The organism is Pedococcus sp. 5OH_020, assembly GCF_027812955.1.
GTDB lineage: Bacteria > Actinomycetota > Actinomycetes > Actinomycetales > Dermatophilaceae > Pedococcus.
Genome location: NZ_JAPYZV010000001.1, coordinates 648,761 through 664,993, shown reverse-complemented (window position 1 = coordinate 664,993; position 16,233 = coordinate 648,761). Strand labels below are relative to the sequence as shown.

Sequence of the window (16,233 nt, the reverse complement as noted above, 5' to 3'; positions counted from 1 at the left end):
ACCCTCGTTCATGTCCCCGCGCCCCCCCGCTCTCCCCATTTGCCAAAGAGTGTCTCAGGCTAGACGGTTCACTGAGCGCTCGGTGGCCGGATTCGCAATCCCGATACGGGTACCCCCCGCAACCGACGTGCTGCGGTATGGCGACAAGTTTCACGTAGGCACCGGCCACGGCGTGATGGTGGGCACGGTCGACGCCTTCCCTCACGTCGATGGCTGGAAGCGAGCCCTGCAGGGTGAGCTGGTCGCTCACGCTGTGCTGGCAGCTCGCTCCAGGGCTGTCAGCAACGGGGACCCGAGGTCGCCCATCGTCAGTTTCTCGGATGTCTTTGCCCTCGGTTGGGAACGCCGTTCGAGCTCGTGGGCCGACCCCCCGTGGGGGTCATCTCGATGGTCCGGCGCCCGATCCGCGGGTGATGGCGGGAGGCTCAAGCGTGCCGATAAGAGGCTTTGTGTAAAGTTGAACGGTCAATCACTCTTCACTCAGCGCGTTGCATGTCCAGCGTTGCCTTGGCTCTCGATGGAGAGTTTGCTTCTGGACGCTCTCGCCCACGGCCTTGAAGCCGGCGAAGTGGATGACAGCCTCCACCTGTTCGGCCCCGATGAGCTCGCAGGTCAGCTCGGCATCAGCGATGTCGACCGTATGCAGGGCCAGCTTCGACCCGAGGATGGCTTCAATCCGCGGGATCACCGAGGGCTTGGAGTTTGAGAAGTTGTCGGCCACGATCACGTCGTGGCCCGCCTGGACCAGGCGAATCACGGTGTGTGAGCCGATGTAGCCAGCACCCCCGGTGACCAGAACGCGCATCAGTCTCTCCTTGTCGCAGCAGAGGTCTTCACAGGTCGCGTCCTGCCGGGGGTCCAGCCCGGACCCCGAAACAGCTCGGCGCCCGCCACCCGGCGGCGGCGAAAGCGCCTACGACAGCGTCTGCCACGTCGGGGAGTAGGTGGCCGGGAACGAGGGCGATCGCTGATCCACCGAACCCTCCTCCGGTCATCCGGGCACCCAGCGCCCCACTGTCCCGAGCGGTCTGCACGGCAAGGTCAAGCTCTGGGCAGGAGACCTCGAAGTCGTCACGCAACGACTCGTGCGAGGCATCGAAGAGCTTGCCCACCTGCGCGAAGTCGACAGCCCTGAGGCTTTCGACCGTCCTGGTCACTCGGTCGATCTCCGTGACGACGTGCCGGACGCGTTGACGGATCGGACCTTCGGGAAGTCGGCGCAGGACGGAGTCAAGGTCGGCGGCGTCAAACTCCCGCAAGGAGTCCACCCCGAGAGTGGCGGCGGCCCGCTCGCACGCCTGACGCCTGCTGGCGTACTGCCCGTCGACGAGGGCGTGCTCGACCTGAGTGTCCATCACCAGGATCGCCAGGCCATGGTCGGCCAGCGGCAGTGGAACCTGTTCGACCGTCCCCTCGCGGATGTCAAGCAGCATGGCACGGTCGGCCTGGCAGCGCAGGGAGGCAAGCTGGTCCATCCCCCCGGTCGGCGCCCGCACGAAGACGTTCTCGGCAAAGGCACAGAGCGCCGCGAGCTCCGCGCGCCTCGCGTCGTCCTTGCCGTGAAGCCCCAAGGCGAAGAGCTCGGACGCCGCGACGGCGACGGCGCACTCGAGAGCGGCCGAGCTGGACAGGCCGGCGCCGAGAGGCACCCGGCCATCGATCGCGAGGTCGACGCCATGGACACCGAACCCGTGGTGTTCCAGGGCCCACAGCACTCCCACGGCATACGCGGACCATCCCGTGACAATGCGCGGTGCCAGATCGTCGAGGGAGCACGTGACCACCTCAGAGGTCTGCGCCGACCAGAGCCGCACGGTTCGGTCGGGCCGACGCCGCGCCGCGACGAAGGCACGTAGGGGAAGCCCGATCGGCAGCGCGAGCCCCTGGTTGTAGTCGGTGTGCTCGCCGATCAGGTTCACCCGGCCTGGCGCCGACCACACACCCTCGGGTTGGCGGCCGAACTGGGCACGGAAACCGCTGTGCACAGAGCCGACGACCATGGTTCGCACTAGACCTCCCGCAGGCGAGCGGCGATCCGCTCAGGTGCGACGTCGTTCACCCAGCCGCCGACCCCGGACTCCGAGCCGGCCAGGTACTTCAGCCGGCCCGGAGCGCGCAGCACGGACATGATCTGCAGGTACAGGCGTGAGACCTCACGGCCCTGGCGCACCGGTGCCTGGTGCCACCCGGCGATGTAGGGAAGCTCGACCGCACTGCCGTCGGTGTTGACGTAATAACCATCGAGCCGCCGCAGGAGGTCCAGGTAGATCTCTGCGAGCTCGTCGCGTTCCGGCGAGGTGAGCGCGGGCAGGTCCGGCACGTCGCGGTGAGGGGTTAGGTGGACCTCGACCGGCCACCGGGCGGCGAACGGCACGTATGCCGTCCAGTGCTCCCCCGAGGACACGATGCGGGCGCCGTCGGCGAGCTCCTGGGCCAGGATGTCGGCACCAAGGAGCCGACCCGTCCCGGCGTGGTGGGCGTGCGCCCTGGCGAGGACCTGGGCGGTGCGTGGGGGGACGTAGGGGTAGGCGTAGATCTGGCCATGCGGATGGTGCAGCGTCACCCCGATCTCCTGCCCCCTGTTCTCGAAGCAGAACACCGCCTCGACGTCGGGCAGCGCGGACAGCGCGAGCGTCCGGTCAACCCACGCTTCGATCACGGTCCGCGCACGGGACTTCGACAGGGACGAGAAGTGCGCTGAGTGATCCGAGGTGAAGCACACCACCTCACACCGTCCGGCCGCCGGACGCTCCTGGAAGCAGGAGCTTGCGTGGGCGGCCGGGCTCGCCTTCACGGAGAAGGAGGGGAAGCGGTTCTCGAAGACCACGACGTCGTAGTCGGTCGCGGGGATCTCCGAGGGCACCATTCCCGACCCCGGCGGACAGAGCGGGCACTCGTCCGCAGGGGGTTTGAAGGTGCGGTTCTGGCGATGTCCGGCAATGGCCACCCAGTCACCCGTCAGCGCATCCAGGCGCATCGTGCCGGACGCGGCTCGGTCGCCGAGGGGCCGCTCGTCCCGAATGTCCCTGGCCGTCGCCAGACTCGTCTCGCAGTCATCGAAGTAGATGAGCTGCCGCCCGTCTGCCAGCTCGGTCACGGTCTTGCGGATGTTGGTGGTGAGCGTCATAGCGCTGCCTGACCTTCTCCCCCACGGCTCGAGGTGTCGGTTGCGGTGAGCCGGAAGAGGACGGCCTGGTCCGGGTGCAGACGCGGCGGCCGCACCCCGACGTGCTCCAGGCTTGTGCCCGAGAACTCCGCACCGGCGAAGTCCTGCGCCGCCTCCAGTCCGCGGTAGGGATGCCCGGGGTCGAAGGTGGCCGGGTTCCCCTTGCCCCACCACGGCGGGGGCACGAGCCCCGACGGCGAGCATGCCACAAGAGTGGGGGTCACCTGGTAGGTCGTGTGCGGGTCGAGGCCGCGCAATCGCAGCCGCCCAACGGGATCCGTGAGCGGGGACGCGACGCTGACCAGCGCGAAGAGGGCCTCCGATCGGTCTGGGGCCACGACTCCGTGGACGAGGCTCCCCGGGGTCACGGCGTCCATCCGAACCAGGTCGCCAGTGAGCAGCAGCTGGCGGAGATCCTTGTACAGGCGGACCCAGTCGCCGAGCTCGTCCAGCGCGCGCTCGCTCGCCTGGGCCAGGTCCCACTCGATCCCTAGATGCCCGAAGATCGCCGTGGCGGCGCGGAAGTTGAGGTCGTGGGTGCGACCAGTGGTGTGTGACCGTCCCGAGGCGATGTGCGACCCCATCAGTTCGGGCGGGATCAGCTGGCCGGTCCACCTCAACATCGACTGCCGCTCAAGGGGATCGATGCAGTCGGAGACCCAGACGCGGTCGGTGTGCTCCAGGATTCCCAGGTCCACTCGACCTCCACCAGAGGAGCATGACTCGACTTCCAGACCGGGGTGTGCCGCCTTGAGCTCGGCAAGCATCCGGTACACGGCGAGGGTCTGGGCGTGCACGCCCGGACGGCCGTGGTCGGTCTGGGTGCCGGCTTCGATCAGGTCCCGGTTGTGGTCCCACTTGATGTACCCGATCTCGTACTCGTCGAGGATCGCGAGGATCTGACCAAGCACGTGGTCATAGCACTCCGGGATGCCGAGATTGATGACCTGCTGGTGCCTCGACTCGACCGGCCACTCGGTGCGGGCCGACATGATCCACTCGGGGTGGGCACGTGCGGCATCGGAGTCCGCGTTGATCATCTCCGGTTCGAACCAGAGCCCGAACTCCATACCCAGCTCGCGCACCCGGTTGACGATGGGGTGGAGACCCTCGGGCCAAACATCTTTGGAAACGACCCAGTCGCCAAGTCCTCGCAGGTCGTCCCGACGGTCGCCGAACCACCCGTCGTCGAGAACGAACCGCTCGACGCCCAAGGCGGCTGCACGCTCGGCCAGGTCGACCAGCTGCTCGACGTCGTGCTGGTAGTAGACCGCCTCCCACACGTTCAGGGTGACCGGACGATCGGCGCTGACATGGTGCGGGCGCCCCCGCAGGTACCGGTGGAACTGGTGTGCCACAGCATCGAGACCGCGGCCGTATGCCGCGTAGATCCAGGGTGTGGTGTAGGTGTGGTCCGCGCCGAGGACCAGTTCACCCGGCAGGAGGAGCTCCCCACCACCGATGACCCGCTGACCCTCGAACGTGAGCTCGGCATAATGGATGTGGTTGCCGCTCCACGCAGTGTGAACGGCCCAGATCTCCCCCGAGCCGAAACCGAAGCCCTCAGTGCCGACGTGCAGTAGGGTCGCGGCGTCCGCTCCCGTGCGGCCCTTGCGGCCCTCTCGCAGATGCGTCCCGACCCCAAGGGGCGCTCGTTGGGGCGCCCGCTCGTAGCCCCAGCGGCCTGCGAAGTCGAGGATCTCGGTCGCACGCTCAGGCACGGGCAGCGCCAAGACGAGACCATCGAGCGCGTACGGGTCGGCGGCCAGGTTGGTGACCATGGCCCTGGTCCGAACGAGGCCCGAGTCGAGCAGCTGCACCTCAAGCGTCAGGGCTAGCGCGGCCTCCTCGTCGCGAGCGTCCACGGTCACCAGTGAAGGACCGCCCTGGTGCCAGCCCGCGACGGGAGCTCCGTCCACGGCGACACTGACGACCTCGAAGTTGGTAGACCACGAACCTCCTCCGCGGCTGCCCGTGAGGCCCGGTCGGCCGACGAAGCCCGTGTGATGCTCCGGGAGGACGGCCAGCCGGACCGGGACGTCGACGCTGTTCGGCCCTACCACTGGCACGCTGGCCTCCCCAAGGCGCCGCGCTAGGGAGTCCTCGATGCGTCCCAGCGACGCTCCCCAGTGGATGACGCTCGGCAGGCGGTTCTCGGTGAGATCCAGCAGGATCGACACCTCGTGCGTCATCAGATGGATCAGCGTGCCGTCGGCGGAACCACCCATGACTTCCTCGCTGGGCGGTCGCACTACAGTCGCTCCACGGTTGCCAGGCCGCCGGTAGGCACAGTGATCCGGGAAGGGAGGCTGTCGTACGTGTCGTCGGTGCGGACCACCCCGCTGGGGTCTTGGACAACGATTCGGATGCGGGTCGCGCGCGTGATGCCGCTCGCAGCCTCCAGCGCGACGGTGGCCGAATCCGCGTTCGCGATAAGCCACCGTGACCATCCGCGAGCTGGCTCGTGGAGAGTGCTCGGGCTGTAGCGGGCGGTGATCGTCGTGCCGTCGGCTGAGCCGTGCACCAAGGGGTAGTTCAGCTCGGGGCGTTCGGGCTGAAACTCCCCGTGTAGCAGAACGTGCCGGTACTCGTTAATGATCCGTAGCCAGAATGCCAGCACCTGTGTATGCCGTTCGCTGAGGGCCAGTAGGTCCATCGAGATCTGCGGGACACCGAACAGTGCGTTGATGAGGTGCTGGCCCACACGCGCCGGGCTGTCTGCGTCGGCCCACATGATCGGGTCGGAATGGATCGCGACTCCGACGGTGGCGAGGCGAAGGTCGAGGATTCCGATCCGGTTCTGGATGGGGCTCATCGGGCAGTCCATCACGCGCAGCATGGTGGCCCGTGCTGTGCTGGAGGGGCCGATGTAGGGTTCTCGGAACTCAATGGAGGCCCCCGGTAGGACTGCGTCCAGGCCAAGACCGAGGTCGTCGAGCAGGTTCAGTGCTCCGGCTTCGATACCTTCGGGGAGCGCCTGGCCGGCGAAGCGCTCCAGGAAGTCGATCTTGACCCCATGTGCTCCGGTGGTTCGGACCAGTTGGACGACGCGTTCGACGAGGTGTCTGCGTGCGGACTCCGATCTGGAGTCAAGCACGGCGGCATGCATACTGGGATCATCGGCGACGATCGGGAGGTGACTGACGGCTTGCGATCGATGGCCGATGAAGGGCGTGCCGATCCACCACATGGTCCGGATGTTGTAGGTGGTGAACCGTTCGACCATGCGCGCCGCGTCGGCGATCTTTGTCGCTGATACGGACCAGTCGCCGGCGCTGCCGTATCCGCGCGCCGTGTCGGCGGTCTGCCAGCCGTCGTCGACGATCAATGTGCCGAAACCGAGTTGCGAGGCTGGTTCGGCGTACCCCATGAGGACCTCACCGTCGATCGCCTGTTGCAGGAAGTACCAGGTGCACAGGACGGGTCGTTCGTCGTCGACGGCAGGCCGTGGCCGGGGACCGCTGAGGCGTCGCGTCATTTCCTGGACGGATTCAACGAACCCTCTGCCGGCGAGGTCCAGATGGACCCGCAGTGGCGATTCCCCGCTCTTGCCGTCGATCTCAAATGACACCAGCAGTTCAGCGCTTTCCTCGACCAAGCCGGCGCGCACCCGAAGGGGCCGGTCACCCGGGGACGCGCCGTAGGTGACGATGGATTGGTCGCCGTCAGCGAGCAGGCAGCCCAGGGCCATTCCGGACAAGGGGGAGACTGTCTCGGGTTGCTCCCAGCTCGCCGGGATGCGTGTATGGTCGCGGGCGCTGCCCGGGCGCCAGAGCGCGACCGCGTCGCGAGTTTGAATCAATGCCGTGACTCGTACCAGCTGGTCGGCGTTGACCCTTAGGGTGACGATGCCATCGTGATAGGTGGTCTCAGACGGCGGCACATTGGCATCAGCACCGGTAGTCAGGGTCAGTTGCAGACCGGGTACCGGTGAGTCGAGTGAATGTGCATGTTGTGCGGCTGGATCGTCGCCCGGGAGCCACAAGGGGGTACGGCCGCCGATGAGGATCGTCATTTGGTTCCCGTGAATGAGATGCCTCCGATGATGTGGCGTTGAGCGAGGAAGAAGATGAGCACGCAGGGCAGCACCACGATGATCGATGTGGCCATCAGTAGGGACGTGTCGGTGCGGTTCACCGATGTGAACCCGGCGAGCGCCATGGGCAGCGTCTTCCACCGGTCCGACTGGATGAAGATGGTCGGCGTGAGGAAGTTGTTCCACGACGACATGAACTGCAGTACTGCAGCCGCGACCAGGATCGGCTGTGACAGCGGTAGGTAGATCGACCGCCAGATCCGGAACCAACCGGCTCCGTCCACCACGGCGGCGTCGGTCAGGGAGGCAGGCAACCGCATGTAGAACTGTCGGAACAGGAAGATGAAGAATGGCATGCCAAACATGAAGGGCAGGATGATCGGGTAGAGCGTGTCCATCATGTCCAGGGATCGGAACAGGATGAACTGGGGCACCAGGGTGACCTCCTGCGGCAGCAGCATTGTTGCGAGCACGATCCCAAAGAGGAGGCCCGAGCCGCGGGCGGGGATTCGTGCGAACCCGAAGCCCACCAGCGAGGACACCAGGACGCTTCCGACGACGGGGATCAATGTGGTGAGGAGCGAGTTTGTCAAGTAGGTGAAGAACGGAAAGCTGGCTAACCCGCTCGTGTAGTTGTTGAACTGCCACTGGATGGGCCACAGCGAGATTCCGCCCGAGGCGACACCCTGCCGCGTGCGCAGGGAGGTGGCGATCATCCACAGGAACGGATAGGCGAAGACCAGCGAGCCGATGGTCAGGACCACGATGTTGGTTGCCTTGCCCATCGGGCTCCGCGCTTTGAGCGGGGAGACGCTTCTGCTCCGGGGTCGGCGTTGGCGAGGTCGCGGGGGCGCGGTCGCATCGGCGTCGTCAGCTTGGACGCGGGTTAGGGCTCGCGACGAGAGCTCATCATCTAACACGGGGGCGCCTCCTCGAAGCTTTGGGGTTGGCTGATTCGTAGTAGACCCAGAACGCGCTTCCGCGGAACACGAGCAGAGTCAGGGCAAGGATCATCAATAGCAAGATCCAGGCCAGCGCGGAGGCGTATCCCATCTGGAAGAACTGGAACGCGTTTTGGTATAGGTAGTAGACGAAAAACAGGAGCGAGTTCGCGGGAGCGCCGCCGGCGGACTTGATAACAAATGCCTGTGTGAAGATCTGCATCGCAGCGATCAGGCCAGTTACTACGTTGAAGAAGATCACTGGGCTCACCTGCGGGATGGTGATGCTCCAGAGCCGCCGGGCCGGGCCTGCCCCGTCGATGGAGGCCGCTTCGTAGAGCTCGATGGGCACGTCCTGCAGGCCGGCAAGGTAGATGACCATGTTCCCCCCGACGGTCCACAGGCTCATGATGATCACCGCAGGCAGGGCCCAACTGGGGTCCTGGAACCAGGCAGGTCCATCGACTCCGACGGCATGGAGCATGCCATTGACCAAACCGTAGTTGGGATTGAAGACCCAGAGAAACAGGGTGACCTGCGCGACGCCGGTGACCAGGCTGGGCAAGTACCAGACGGTGCGAAAGACGTTGATTCCGCGAATGTCGGTGTTCATCAGCAAAGCCACGCCGAGGGACAGAGCGGTCTGCAGGGGGACGCTGACGACGGCGTAGACGAGCGTGACCTTGATCGCCTGTCGGACCAGTGGGTCGGCAGCGGCCTTTTGATAGTTGCCGAGGCCGGCGAACCTCGAGGGGCTGACGAGGTCCCAGTTCAGGAACGACAGCCACAGGGAGTACACCATGGGTCCGAAGGTGAATACCGCGAAGCCGAACATCCAGGGGGACACGAAGAGCCAAAATGCTGCGGTGGTTCGGGACATCCACCTTCGTCGGACCGCGAGGCTTACGACTCCGAACATTGCGGCTGCGACAACGGCGCTGAGAAGGACGAAGGCACCCAGCGGGCGGAGGCCCGGCGCCAAACCTAGGTGGCGCAGAACCTCCTCCAGACCGCCAGTGATGGGGTTCAACTGATTGCCGGCCCTGCCGCGTCGAGAGTTGCCTGGCACTGCTTGTCGAGTTCGGGCAGGACCGAAGCGGGGCTCTGCTTCCCAGACCCGATGGGGGTCTTGTCGGTGAGGGCGGTCTGCCAGTCCGTCGAGATCTTCGTGTTCGCCTTCACGGACGCGGTGATCGGAGACTGGTCAACGGCGTCGACAAAAGCCTGGAGGTTCTGCTCGGGCGCGGCCTTCTCGAAGGCCGGGACTGCGGATTGGACGACCGGAACGCCCAGCGATGACTCCTTGGTCGTCAACCGCTCCTGTGCCTGCTGGTTCGTCGACATGAAGGAGATGAACTTGTTGGCGGCATCCGTTTCGGCCTGGTTGGCGTTCCTGGTGACGGCGAGACCATCGACCTCCATCGGTTCACCGTTACCGGGGTCCGGGACCAGAGCGAAGTCGGACGCGTTCTTCAGGGAGATCAGCTGGGCGATGTTCCAGGGGCCGAAGTCCGGCTGAGCAGCCAGCCGTCCGATGCTGAGCCAGTCGAACATGTCCTGGCCCTGGGCGTCGAGCAGGGTGGGCGTGAACCCGTCCTTGGCCTGGCTGGCGATGACCTGGTTGGCGGCCTGGATGGCCTCGGGGGACGAGAGGGTGCAGCGGGTGCCATCTGTGCTGTAGTTGTTGCCCCCGTTGACCGTCAACCAGCCGCCGAACCACAAAGGTGCTGATCCGTACTGCTTGGACTTGCCGGAGCCCTTGGTGAGCTTCTTCGCGTTAGCGATGAAGTCCTCGACGTTCATGGGTGCGGACTTGCTCGGGACGTCCAGGCCGGCTGCTTGCCAAAGCTTGGTGTTGATGGCCATGACCTTGGTCTTGGCGACGAAGGGGGTGGCGTAGTACTTGCCCTGAATCTTCATCGCGTTCGGGATGTTGGCCGAGTAATACGCACTTGGGCTGACGTTCGCTTCCTTGAAGGAACTCGCGAACGCGGCAAGGTCGGTGTTGGAGATCTGCGCGACGGTCGGCGGCTTGCCGCCGGCGAGCTGGGTCTGCAGCTGCTGCAGGTAGTCGTTCTGGATCCAGTTCGCCTTGACGGTGATCTTCGGGTTGGCCTGCTCGAAGTCCTTGATCATGGCCGTCAGGGTGGCGTTCTCGGAGTTGTTCCCCCAGTAGGCGTAGGTGATGGTGGCCGATCCATCATTGCTCCCTCCGCTCGGTGCTGTGGAGCAGGAGCTGAGGATTGCGGCAATGCTCGTCGCCGCGGCGACAGCGAGCAGGGGAGTCTTGTTCATTGAGGTTTCCTTGACTCGTCGTTGAGGATGGAACCGCCTGCCAGCTCAGGATGCGGGCAGGATTGATGTCTCGCCGGGGGCGATAATCGTGCTTTCTGTGAAGTCGCCGAAGCGGGCCGTCCAGCGCAGAGGACGGGGTCCTGTTCGTACGGTGATGGTCGTCGCTTGACGGCCCCGTATGGCGATGTCGATGACATACGGCCCTACGGCGATGTTCTCCACCGTCGCCCAGTCCTCATCGGAGAGCAGGTGACTGTCGGTCTCAATCGCGTCAGGGCCCGTCGGACGCAGGCCGGGAAGCCCGACTGCAAGATGGGAGACGATGTTGAACGGAACCTCGGGGTAGTCAGCTCGGGATGCGAGCAGGTACTCGATCCAGTACATCGCCTCAGCGTCATGGTGGTACGCGAAAAACGCCTCCGGCAGATAGGTCACCGCTTCGATGTTGGTCGGCGGAGTGGCGCGAAGTTGCGTGGCCAGGAACCGTAGGTGGGCCTCGGCGGAGGGGCCAGCGGGGAGCAGCCCTTTCACCGCGGGGTACCAGCTCGCTTCCCAGGCCATGTCGGTGTCGTAGTGGTCAGCGGTCCTGCCGCTGGCGAATCGGCTGTCGTTCTCGCTCCACCAGTCCCGCGCGAACATCTGTGCGATGCGATCGGCAGACGTGCCGGCCTCAGCGGCGAGACCGTCATCGTCGACGACCCCTGCTGCCGCGGCAGGTCCCAGGATCGTGCTGATGGCTTTGAGTGCAGCCCACTGTGTGGCCACCCCGTCCGCAGCGATGAGCGGATGATCGCCGTGGTGCTGTTCGTTGTAGGACGCCAGGCCCTGGAAGATGTCGCCCGTGCCGGCCTCGCCAGCAAGGCCAAGGCCCAGTATGTCGTGTTCGGCGGTGTACTCACGGACGGTGGTCCCGCGGAAGCGTGCCAGCTCGGGGTCCTTGATCCACCGAGGGTCGCCGGTCCACAAGTACTGCTCGAGCGCCTTCTCGACTAGCTCGTACGCCGCCGGGATCTCGCGCACGAAGTGGTCGTCGGACGTGTAGTCGATCGCTCCCGGCTCGCCGGTGAAGGTGAAGGACCACAAGGGGTAGTAGCGCCGTGCCGGTGTCGCGGACGCGGCGAACGTCCGCATCATGGCGAGGTTCTGCTCGTCGAGACCAAGGAGGTGCGCACCCAGGAGCTGGTGAGCGACGTCGCGGGAGTAGAAGAGCGGCCGATCCGTCAGGCCCGCCCAGTACGAGGGAACCTCCGAAGGGTCCGTGCGCACCCATGCGAGGCTGCGGTCAACCGCCCACTTGAAGCCGTCGTTCAGTGGCGGCGAGGAGGAGTCGAAGCGGAGGTCCCGTCGAGCGAGGACGTCACCAGGGGGAATCTCGGGCATAGAAAGAATGTAGCCAGATGACGGCTACGAGACAATCGCTTTCATAAACACGTCATTGCCGGGCACGGCCTGTGGAAGCGCGGATGATCAGATCCGGGTCGAACAGAAGTTCCTGGCTGTCAGCGTGGCGCCGCTGGATCAACCGCTGCAGAATGCGCACCGACGCCGCGGCCAGACGATCGATGGGTTGACGAACTGTGGTCAGGGGCGGGTTGGTGAACTCGAGGGGATGAACGTCGTCGAATCCGATGACCGAGACGTCGTCGGGCACGCGCAGGCCCCGCCGAGAGATCGATCGCACCGCTCCCAGGGCAATGTCGTCGCTTGCTCCGATGATGGCGGTGACCCCCGCATCAAGGACGGACGCCGCAGCCGATGAGCCACCCTCGACGCTGTATTCGTGGTGCACGATGACCCCGCCTTCGCCACCGCGACGCTTCAGCGCAGCACTGAAGCCGGCAACCCGGCGGTCACTGGGGCGATTGCCGCGAGGTCCCGCGATCAGGCCGATTTTCCGGTGCCCTAGGGACCACAGGTGATCCACAGCGAGTTCCGACGCTACGGCGTCGTTGGTTGCCAGCGCTGGCATCGGAGTGTCAGGAAAGGACCCGTTGATGCACAAGAACGGGATGTTTCGGGCAAGCAGGAGGTTAGGCACCGATGGATCCGCACCGACGATCGTGTTGCTTGTCGACACGAAGACGACACCAACAACACCGAGGTTCACCATGCTGGCGACGCATTCGTACTCCTGACTACCACCCGACGGCGCTGAACCGACAACCGCCTGCAGACCCTGGCTGCTGGCGCCAGCGACAATGCGGGCGCACAGCTGAGCGAAGAACGGGTTGTCCAAATCCGGTGTCAACAGGAGAACGACCTTGCTCGTGGTAGCTCGGCTCGAGTACCCAAGCTGTTGCATCGCCTCTTCGACGGCTCGCCGGGTATCCGGGGCCACGATGCCCCGATGGTTCAGCACCCTGCTCACAGTGGCTTCGCTGACCCGCGCCTCGCGCGCCACGTCACTGATCCCAACCTTCGCCATCGCCTACCCCTCTAACCGCGCCTCGTTGACCTCGCCCTTGACGGTACTCTGCAAAATTCCAAGCATGCAACTTTCAACCGCGTCGTCGCGTCAGGAGGGTTTGATTCCACAGACAGCAGAACAAGGCGTTGCAGGACACAACCACGGTGCCGTCCGGAGACCACGACTCCCGATTCGCCATGCGTGCGATGCGCGTAAGTCGCCTCCGCGCTTAAGCCTCGATCCACCGATGATCTCGGGGGTGTGAGCGTGCCGTAACGATGAGATGCCCTGCCGTGCTGGGAGATTGGGACTTGCGACGGTCCGATCACACCAACCCGGAAGGGCATCTCTGAGGTGAAACTCTCTCACACCCGCGCAGCGACGGTCGCGGTGTTCGATGATCCGAACCTGGTGTCGTCGGCTGGGCTGGTCCCGGTGCTTGCCCTGGCCGACGCCGCTGGGCTGCGGGACCTGGCCGATGAGCACCTGAGCGTCCCGACGGACAAGGGCGCGAACGCCGGGTTGAAGGTGGCCTCGCTGGTCGCCGGGATGCTCGCCGGCGCTGACAGCATCGACGACCTGGCCCTGCTGCGCCACGGCGGGATGGGTCGGGTATTCACGAACGCCTACGCGCCCTCGACGCTGGGCTCGTTCCTGCGCGCGTTCAGCTTCGGCCACGTCCGCCAGCTCGACGCGGTCGCGTCCCGGTTCCTGACCGCACTGGCCGTCCAAGCCCCGCAGGTCGTCGGCGACGGTACGGGTGGGCGGGTGCTGGTCGATATCGACGACACGATCAGTCGTGCGTTGCCATAACCACGACAACTGGCAGATTGCAGTCGCGTACTGGCGCGCTCAAGCAGAAGACAACGTGCATCTCCACTAGCCTCTCCACTGACGGCAGAACGGAGGAAGCATGCAGGCCGACGCGGTATGTCCCACATGCTCAAAGACTTTCCGCCTCCCGAACGCGAGCGCGAATCTCCCGCAGCACGCAGCGGCTAGCGGCTGGCCGGCCATCTGCGAAGGCTCGGGCCAGGCTCCGCAAGCACCGGAGGTTGTCGCGGGACCTGGCGCGAACACGAAACCCGGGAACTCGATTGGGAATCACGTCTGCGGGTAATGCGGCACGCCGATGCAGCGCTCGCGCTTGACGAAGGTACAGGCAAGGGCGCGACGACAGGCCGCGGGCACGAGTGCGATCACTAGCAGTTGCCTGGGCCCCTACCTCTGTTTGCCGGCGGCGCTGCTCGTCGGGTGGGTTACTCGCAGCACAACGGCTGGCGGGGTAACCCTCCTGGTGGTCTTGTTCGGAGGATGGGTTTTGGGCCGCCGCTGAAGGTCCCCGAGGGGTGGAGTTCGATGCTTGCTTCTCGCGGGTTGCCGGCTGACTTGAGGCGCTCGCCCCCCGGTAGACCCGGCCAAGGAGGCCGATGACCGCGATCCCCCGGCCGCTTCCGACCGCCACCGCGGTCAAGGCCGCCGATAAGACCACTTATGTCTGTGTAATCAAGCTCGTGGGCCGCTGGCTCGCCAGCTCCTGAGGCGCAGTAGGAGATCCGGCCGAGACTGACTCGCCACCCTCCGCACACCCGCGACGCTCTCCTGCCGGTTACCTCTGGCGGCTTGCGGTGCCCGGGATGCCGCAGGCTCGGGGCTAAAGTAGCCGATGGCGGCGCCCCCAAGAGGGGCTCCGTCAACGACCGCGAACCCGACGCCGCCCGCTGGATCGCCTCGATGGATCCCGATCAGCACCCGTCCTGACCCCCCGCTGGTGCGGGGAGGGCGCCAGCCCGATCCGGCCGAACCACCAAGCCCCTGTTCACCATCGCGATGGTGCAAGCACGCTGGAATCCCGATGCCCGCGCCTACCTGCAGCGCAAGCGAAGTGAGGGCAAGACCCCGCAGATGCCTGAAAAGACACCTCGCCAACGTCGTCTATCAAGCTCTCATCGCCGACCTAACAACCCCCGACAACGCCCAAAATTCTGCCGCCGCTTGACGATAGCGTTCCCTAACCCCGCCGCGCTGCTGCGCCTGGCGAGCTGCGTGCTGATCGAGTCCGACGACGAAAAAATGAGGTCCGTTTGCTGACTTCCGGTGCGCTTTCGCGATGGCATCGCTACGGTGGTGCCCCGAAGGCATCTCAAATGACCGCTGCCTCGGAAGGCCGTGAGCGTGCACAGTTTCGGACTATTGCCCCCATTCGAACCTTTGTGGTCCCGAGCGTCCTGATGTTCACGGTCCAGGCCAAAGCAAAGAATCGCGCGGGCATGAGACATCTCGACCGAGCGAGCAAGCGCCCGACAACCTGGGTCGCAGCAGCCCTTCTCGTTGTTTGCCAGGCGGCGATATTTGCTCCCCCCTCAGTGGCAGTGGGACCTGCACTTTCCTGGTCGATGATGGGGGACTCCTACAGCGCCGGCGTCGGCCTTGGAACGGTCACTTCGGGGTGTGATCAGGACCCCTACGCCTACGCACCCCGGGCGCAGCGTGACATCCTAAGCGCCTCGTACTCGATCACACAATCGTTCGTTGCCTGTTCTGGTGCGACCACTTCCGATCTGTGGAATTCTCAGATTCCAACGGTTTCAAGCGGCACGAACATCGCCTCTTTGACTATTGGAGGCAACGACATCGGCTTTGAGCCTAAACTTAAGGGTTGCTTCTATGGCGCCTGCGGTCCGGACACAATGTCACTGCAGGCAGACGTGCCTGGGGGAGGTCAGACATGGGATGATGTGTTCAACAATCTCGTCACCCGGTACGTCCAAGTTCGGCTCCGCATGGCCGCCGGGGGCCACCTCTACGTCGTCAGCTACCCGATTCCGTTCGCACGCCAAAGCAGCTCGGATTGTGAGCAGTTCACCCCGCTCGAGCAGAACGCGGCGAACGCGCTCGTGACCCGATTGGACGACACCGCCTACTTGGCAGTCCAACGTGCGAACTCGGTCTTGCAGTCGGTCCATGGTCGGTTGGGCAACACGACCTTCGTGGACTGGCGTACAGGCACCCGACAGTCGGGTGCCTATGCAATACCTCCGGGGTACGCGGGCGCGGGTCAGCAATTCGACTCCTACACAACGCCAGATGGGCTGTGCAACACCGCTGGCCACACCCCATACATTAATCGGTACATACTCAGCACTAATTACAAGAATTCTTTCCACCCCAACTCAACCGGGTATTGGGCCGCCGCCCAAATGGTGGCCAACCAGATCAAGTCGGACTTCCCGACCGGAGGGGGCGGCGGCGGGCCCCCCTCGATCAGTGTCTCCAACAACAACGGGCAGATGGCCGTGCAGTTGGCCAACTTCCCTACCGGCGTGTCCTACTTCTTCTGTCACACCGGAACCGGCTATCCGACCGGTGGGACGGTACCCAACCACGG

At 65.1% G+C, this 16,233-nt stretch carries 11 protein-coding genes and 1 pseudogene; 2 read left to right on the top strand and 10 right to left on the bottom strand.

Annotated features, from left to right (window positions below; all coding sequences use genetic code 11):
* Positions 1-469 precede the first annotated feature (469 nt).
* The 10 genes from PHA84_RS02935 to PHA84_RS02890 all read right to left on the bottom strand — a co-directional run bounded on the left by PHA84_RS02935 (position 470) and on the right by PHA84_RS02890 (position 12,863).
* Positions 470-805, bottom strand: a complete 336-nt coding sequence (locus PHA84_RS02935; RefSeq protein ID WP_270886588.1) for a GDP-mannose 4,6-dehydratase — start codon at positions 803-805, stop codon at positions 470-472.
* A gap of 28 nt (positions 806-833) precedes the next feature.
* Entirely contained in the window at positions 834-2,000 is a 1,167-nt protein-coding gene (gene galK, locus PHA84_RS02930) for a galactokinase (RefSeq protein WP_270886587.1), read from the bottom strand.
* An 8-nt stretch (positions 2,001-2,008) separates the two neighbouring features.
* On the bottom strand, positions 2,009-3,127 hold the full coding sequence (galT, locus tag PHA84_RS02925; RefSeq protein WP_270886586.1) for a galactose-1-phosphate uridylyltransferase: 1,119 nt from the start codon (positions 3,125-3,127) through the stop codon (positions 2,009-2,011).
* Complete coding sequence (locus PHA84_RS02920) at positions 3,124-5,394, bottom strand: alpha-galactosidase (RefSeq protein WP_270886585.1); 2,271 nt, start codon at positions 5,392-5,394, stop codon at positions 3,124-3,126. The genes galT and PHA84_RS02920 overlap by 4 nt, the downstream gene beginning before the upstream one ends.
* Before the next feature lie 23 nt (positions 5,395-5,417).
* On the bottom strand, positions 5,418-7,181 hold the full coding sequence (locus tag PHA84_RS02915; RefSeq protein WP_270886584.1) for an alpha-galactosidase: 1,764 nt from the start codon (positions 7,179-7,181) through the stop codon (positions 5,418-5,420).
* Complete coding sequence (locus PHA84_RS02910; RefSeq protein WP_270886583.1) at positions 7,178-7,987, bottom strand: carbohydrate ABC transporter permease; 810 nt, start codon at positions 7,985-7,987, stop codon at positions 7,178-7,180. Before PHA84_RS02910 ends, PHA84_RS02915 begins: the two co-directional genes overlap by 4 nt.
* A gap of 124 nt (positions 7,988-8,111) precedes the next feature.
* The gene (locus PHA84_RS02905; RefSeq protein ID WP_270886582.1) at positions 8,112-9,023 is read right to left on the bottom strand and encodes a carbohydrate ABC transporter permease; all 912 of its coding nucleotides are present in this window, start codon (positions 9,021-9,023) and stop codon (positions 8,112-8,114) included.
* 146 nt (positions 9,024-9,169) lie between these two features.
* Positions 9,170-10,438 (bottom strand): extracellular solute-binding protein, encoded by a 1,269-nt coding sequence (locus PHA84_RS02900; RefSeq protein WP_270886581.1) that lies wholly within the window; start codon positions 10,436-10,438, stop codon positions 9,170-9,172.
* Positions 10,439-10,483: 45 nt separating this feature from the next.
* A complete protein-coding gene (locus tag PHA84_RS02895) occupies positions 10,484-11,818 on the bottom strand; it encodes a hypothetical protein (protein WP_270886580.1) in 1,335 nt (444 codons plus the stop codon).
* A gap of 52 nt (positions 11,819-11,870) precedes the next feature.
* Complete coding sequence (locus PHA84_RS02890; protein ID WP_270886579.1) at positions 11,871-12,863, bottom strand: LacI family DNA-binding transcriptional regulator; 993 nt, start codon at positions 12,861-12,863, stop codon at positions 11,871-11,873.
* A 336-nt stretch (positions 12,864-13,199) separates the two neighbouring features.
* Between PHA84_RS02890 and PHA84_RS02885 the strand changes: the two are divergent.
* Together PHA84_RS02885 and PHA84_RS02880 are read left to right on the top strand one after the other, a co-directional pair.
* A pseudogene (locus tag PHA84_RS02885) lies at positions 13,200-13,640 on the top strand (IS1380 family transposase); the annotation flags it as partial.
* A gap of 1,352 nt (positions 13,641-14,992) precedes the next feature.
* The coding region (locus PHA84_RS02880; protein WP_270886578.1) for a GDSL-type esterase/lipase family protein at positions 14,993-16,233 on the top strand (1,241 nt) is incomplete at its 3' end.

Bases quoted from the DNA above. Each gene is read 5' to 3' on its own strand.
- PHA84_RS02935 (WP_270886588.1), bottom strand. From the start codon at position 805: ATGCGCGTTCTGGTCACCGGGGGTGCTGGCTACATCGGCTCACACACC.
- galK (WP_270886587.1), bottom strand. From the start codon at position 2,000: ATGGTCGTCGGCTCTGTGCACAGCGGTTTCCGTGCCCAGTTCGGCCGC.
- galT (WP_270886586.1), bottom strand. From the start codon at position 3,127: ATGACGCTCACCACCAACATCCGCAAGACCGTGACCGAGCTGGCAGAC.
- PHA84_RS02920 (WP_270886585.1), bottom strand. From the start codon at position 5,394: ATGGGTGGTTCCGCCGACGGCACGCTGATCCATCTGATGACGCACGAG.
- PHA84_RS02915 (WP_270886584.1), bottom strand. From the start codon at position 7,181: ATGACGATCCTCATCGGCGGCCGTACCCCCTTGTGGCTCCCGGGCGAC.
- PHA84_RS02910 (WP_270886583.1), bottom strand. From the start codon at position 7,987: ATGGGCAAGGCAACCAACATCGTGGTCCTGACCATCGGCTCGCTGGTC.
- PHA84_RS02905 (WP_270886582.1), bottom strand. From the start codon at position 9,023: ATGTCCCGAACCACCGCAGCATTTTGGCTCTTCGTGTCCCCCTGGATG.
- PHA84_RS02900 (WP_270886581.1), bottom strand. From the start codon at position 10,438: ATGAACAAGACTCCCCTGCTCGCTGTCGCCGCGGCGACGAGCATTGCC.
- PHA84_RS02895 (WP_270886580.1), bottom strand. From the start codon at position 11,818: ATGCCCGAGATTCCCCCTGGTGACGTCCTCGCTCGACGGGACCTCCGC.
- PHA84_RS02890 (WP_270886579.1), bottom strand. From the start codon at position 12,863: ATGGCGAAGGTTGGGATCAGTGACGTGGCGCGCGAGGCGCGGGTCAGC.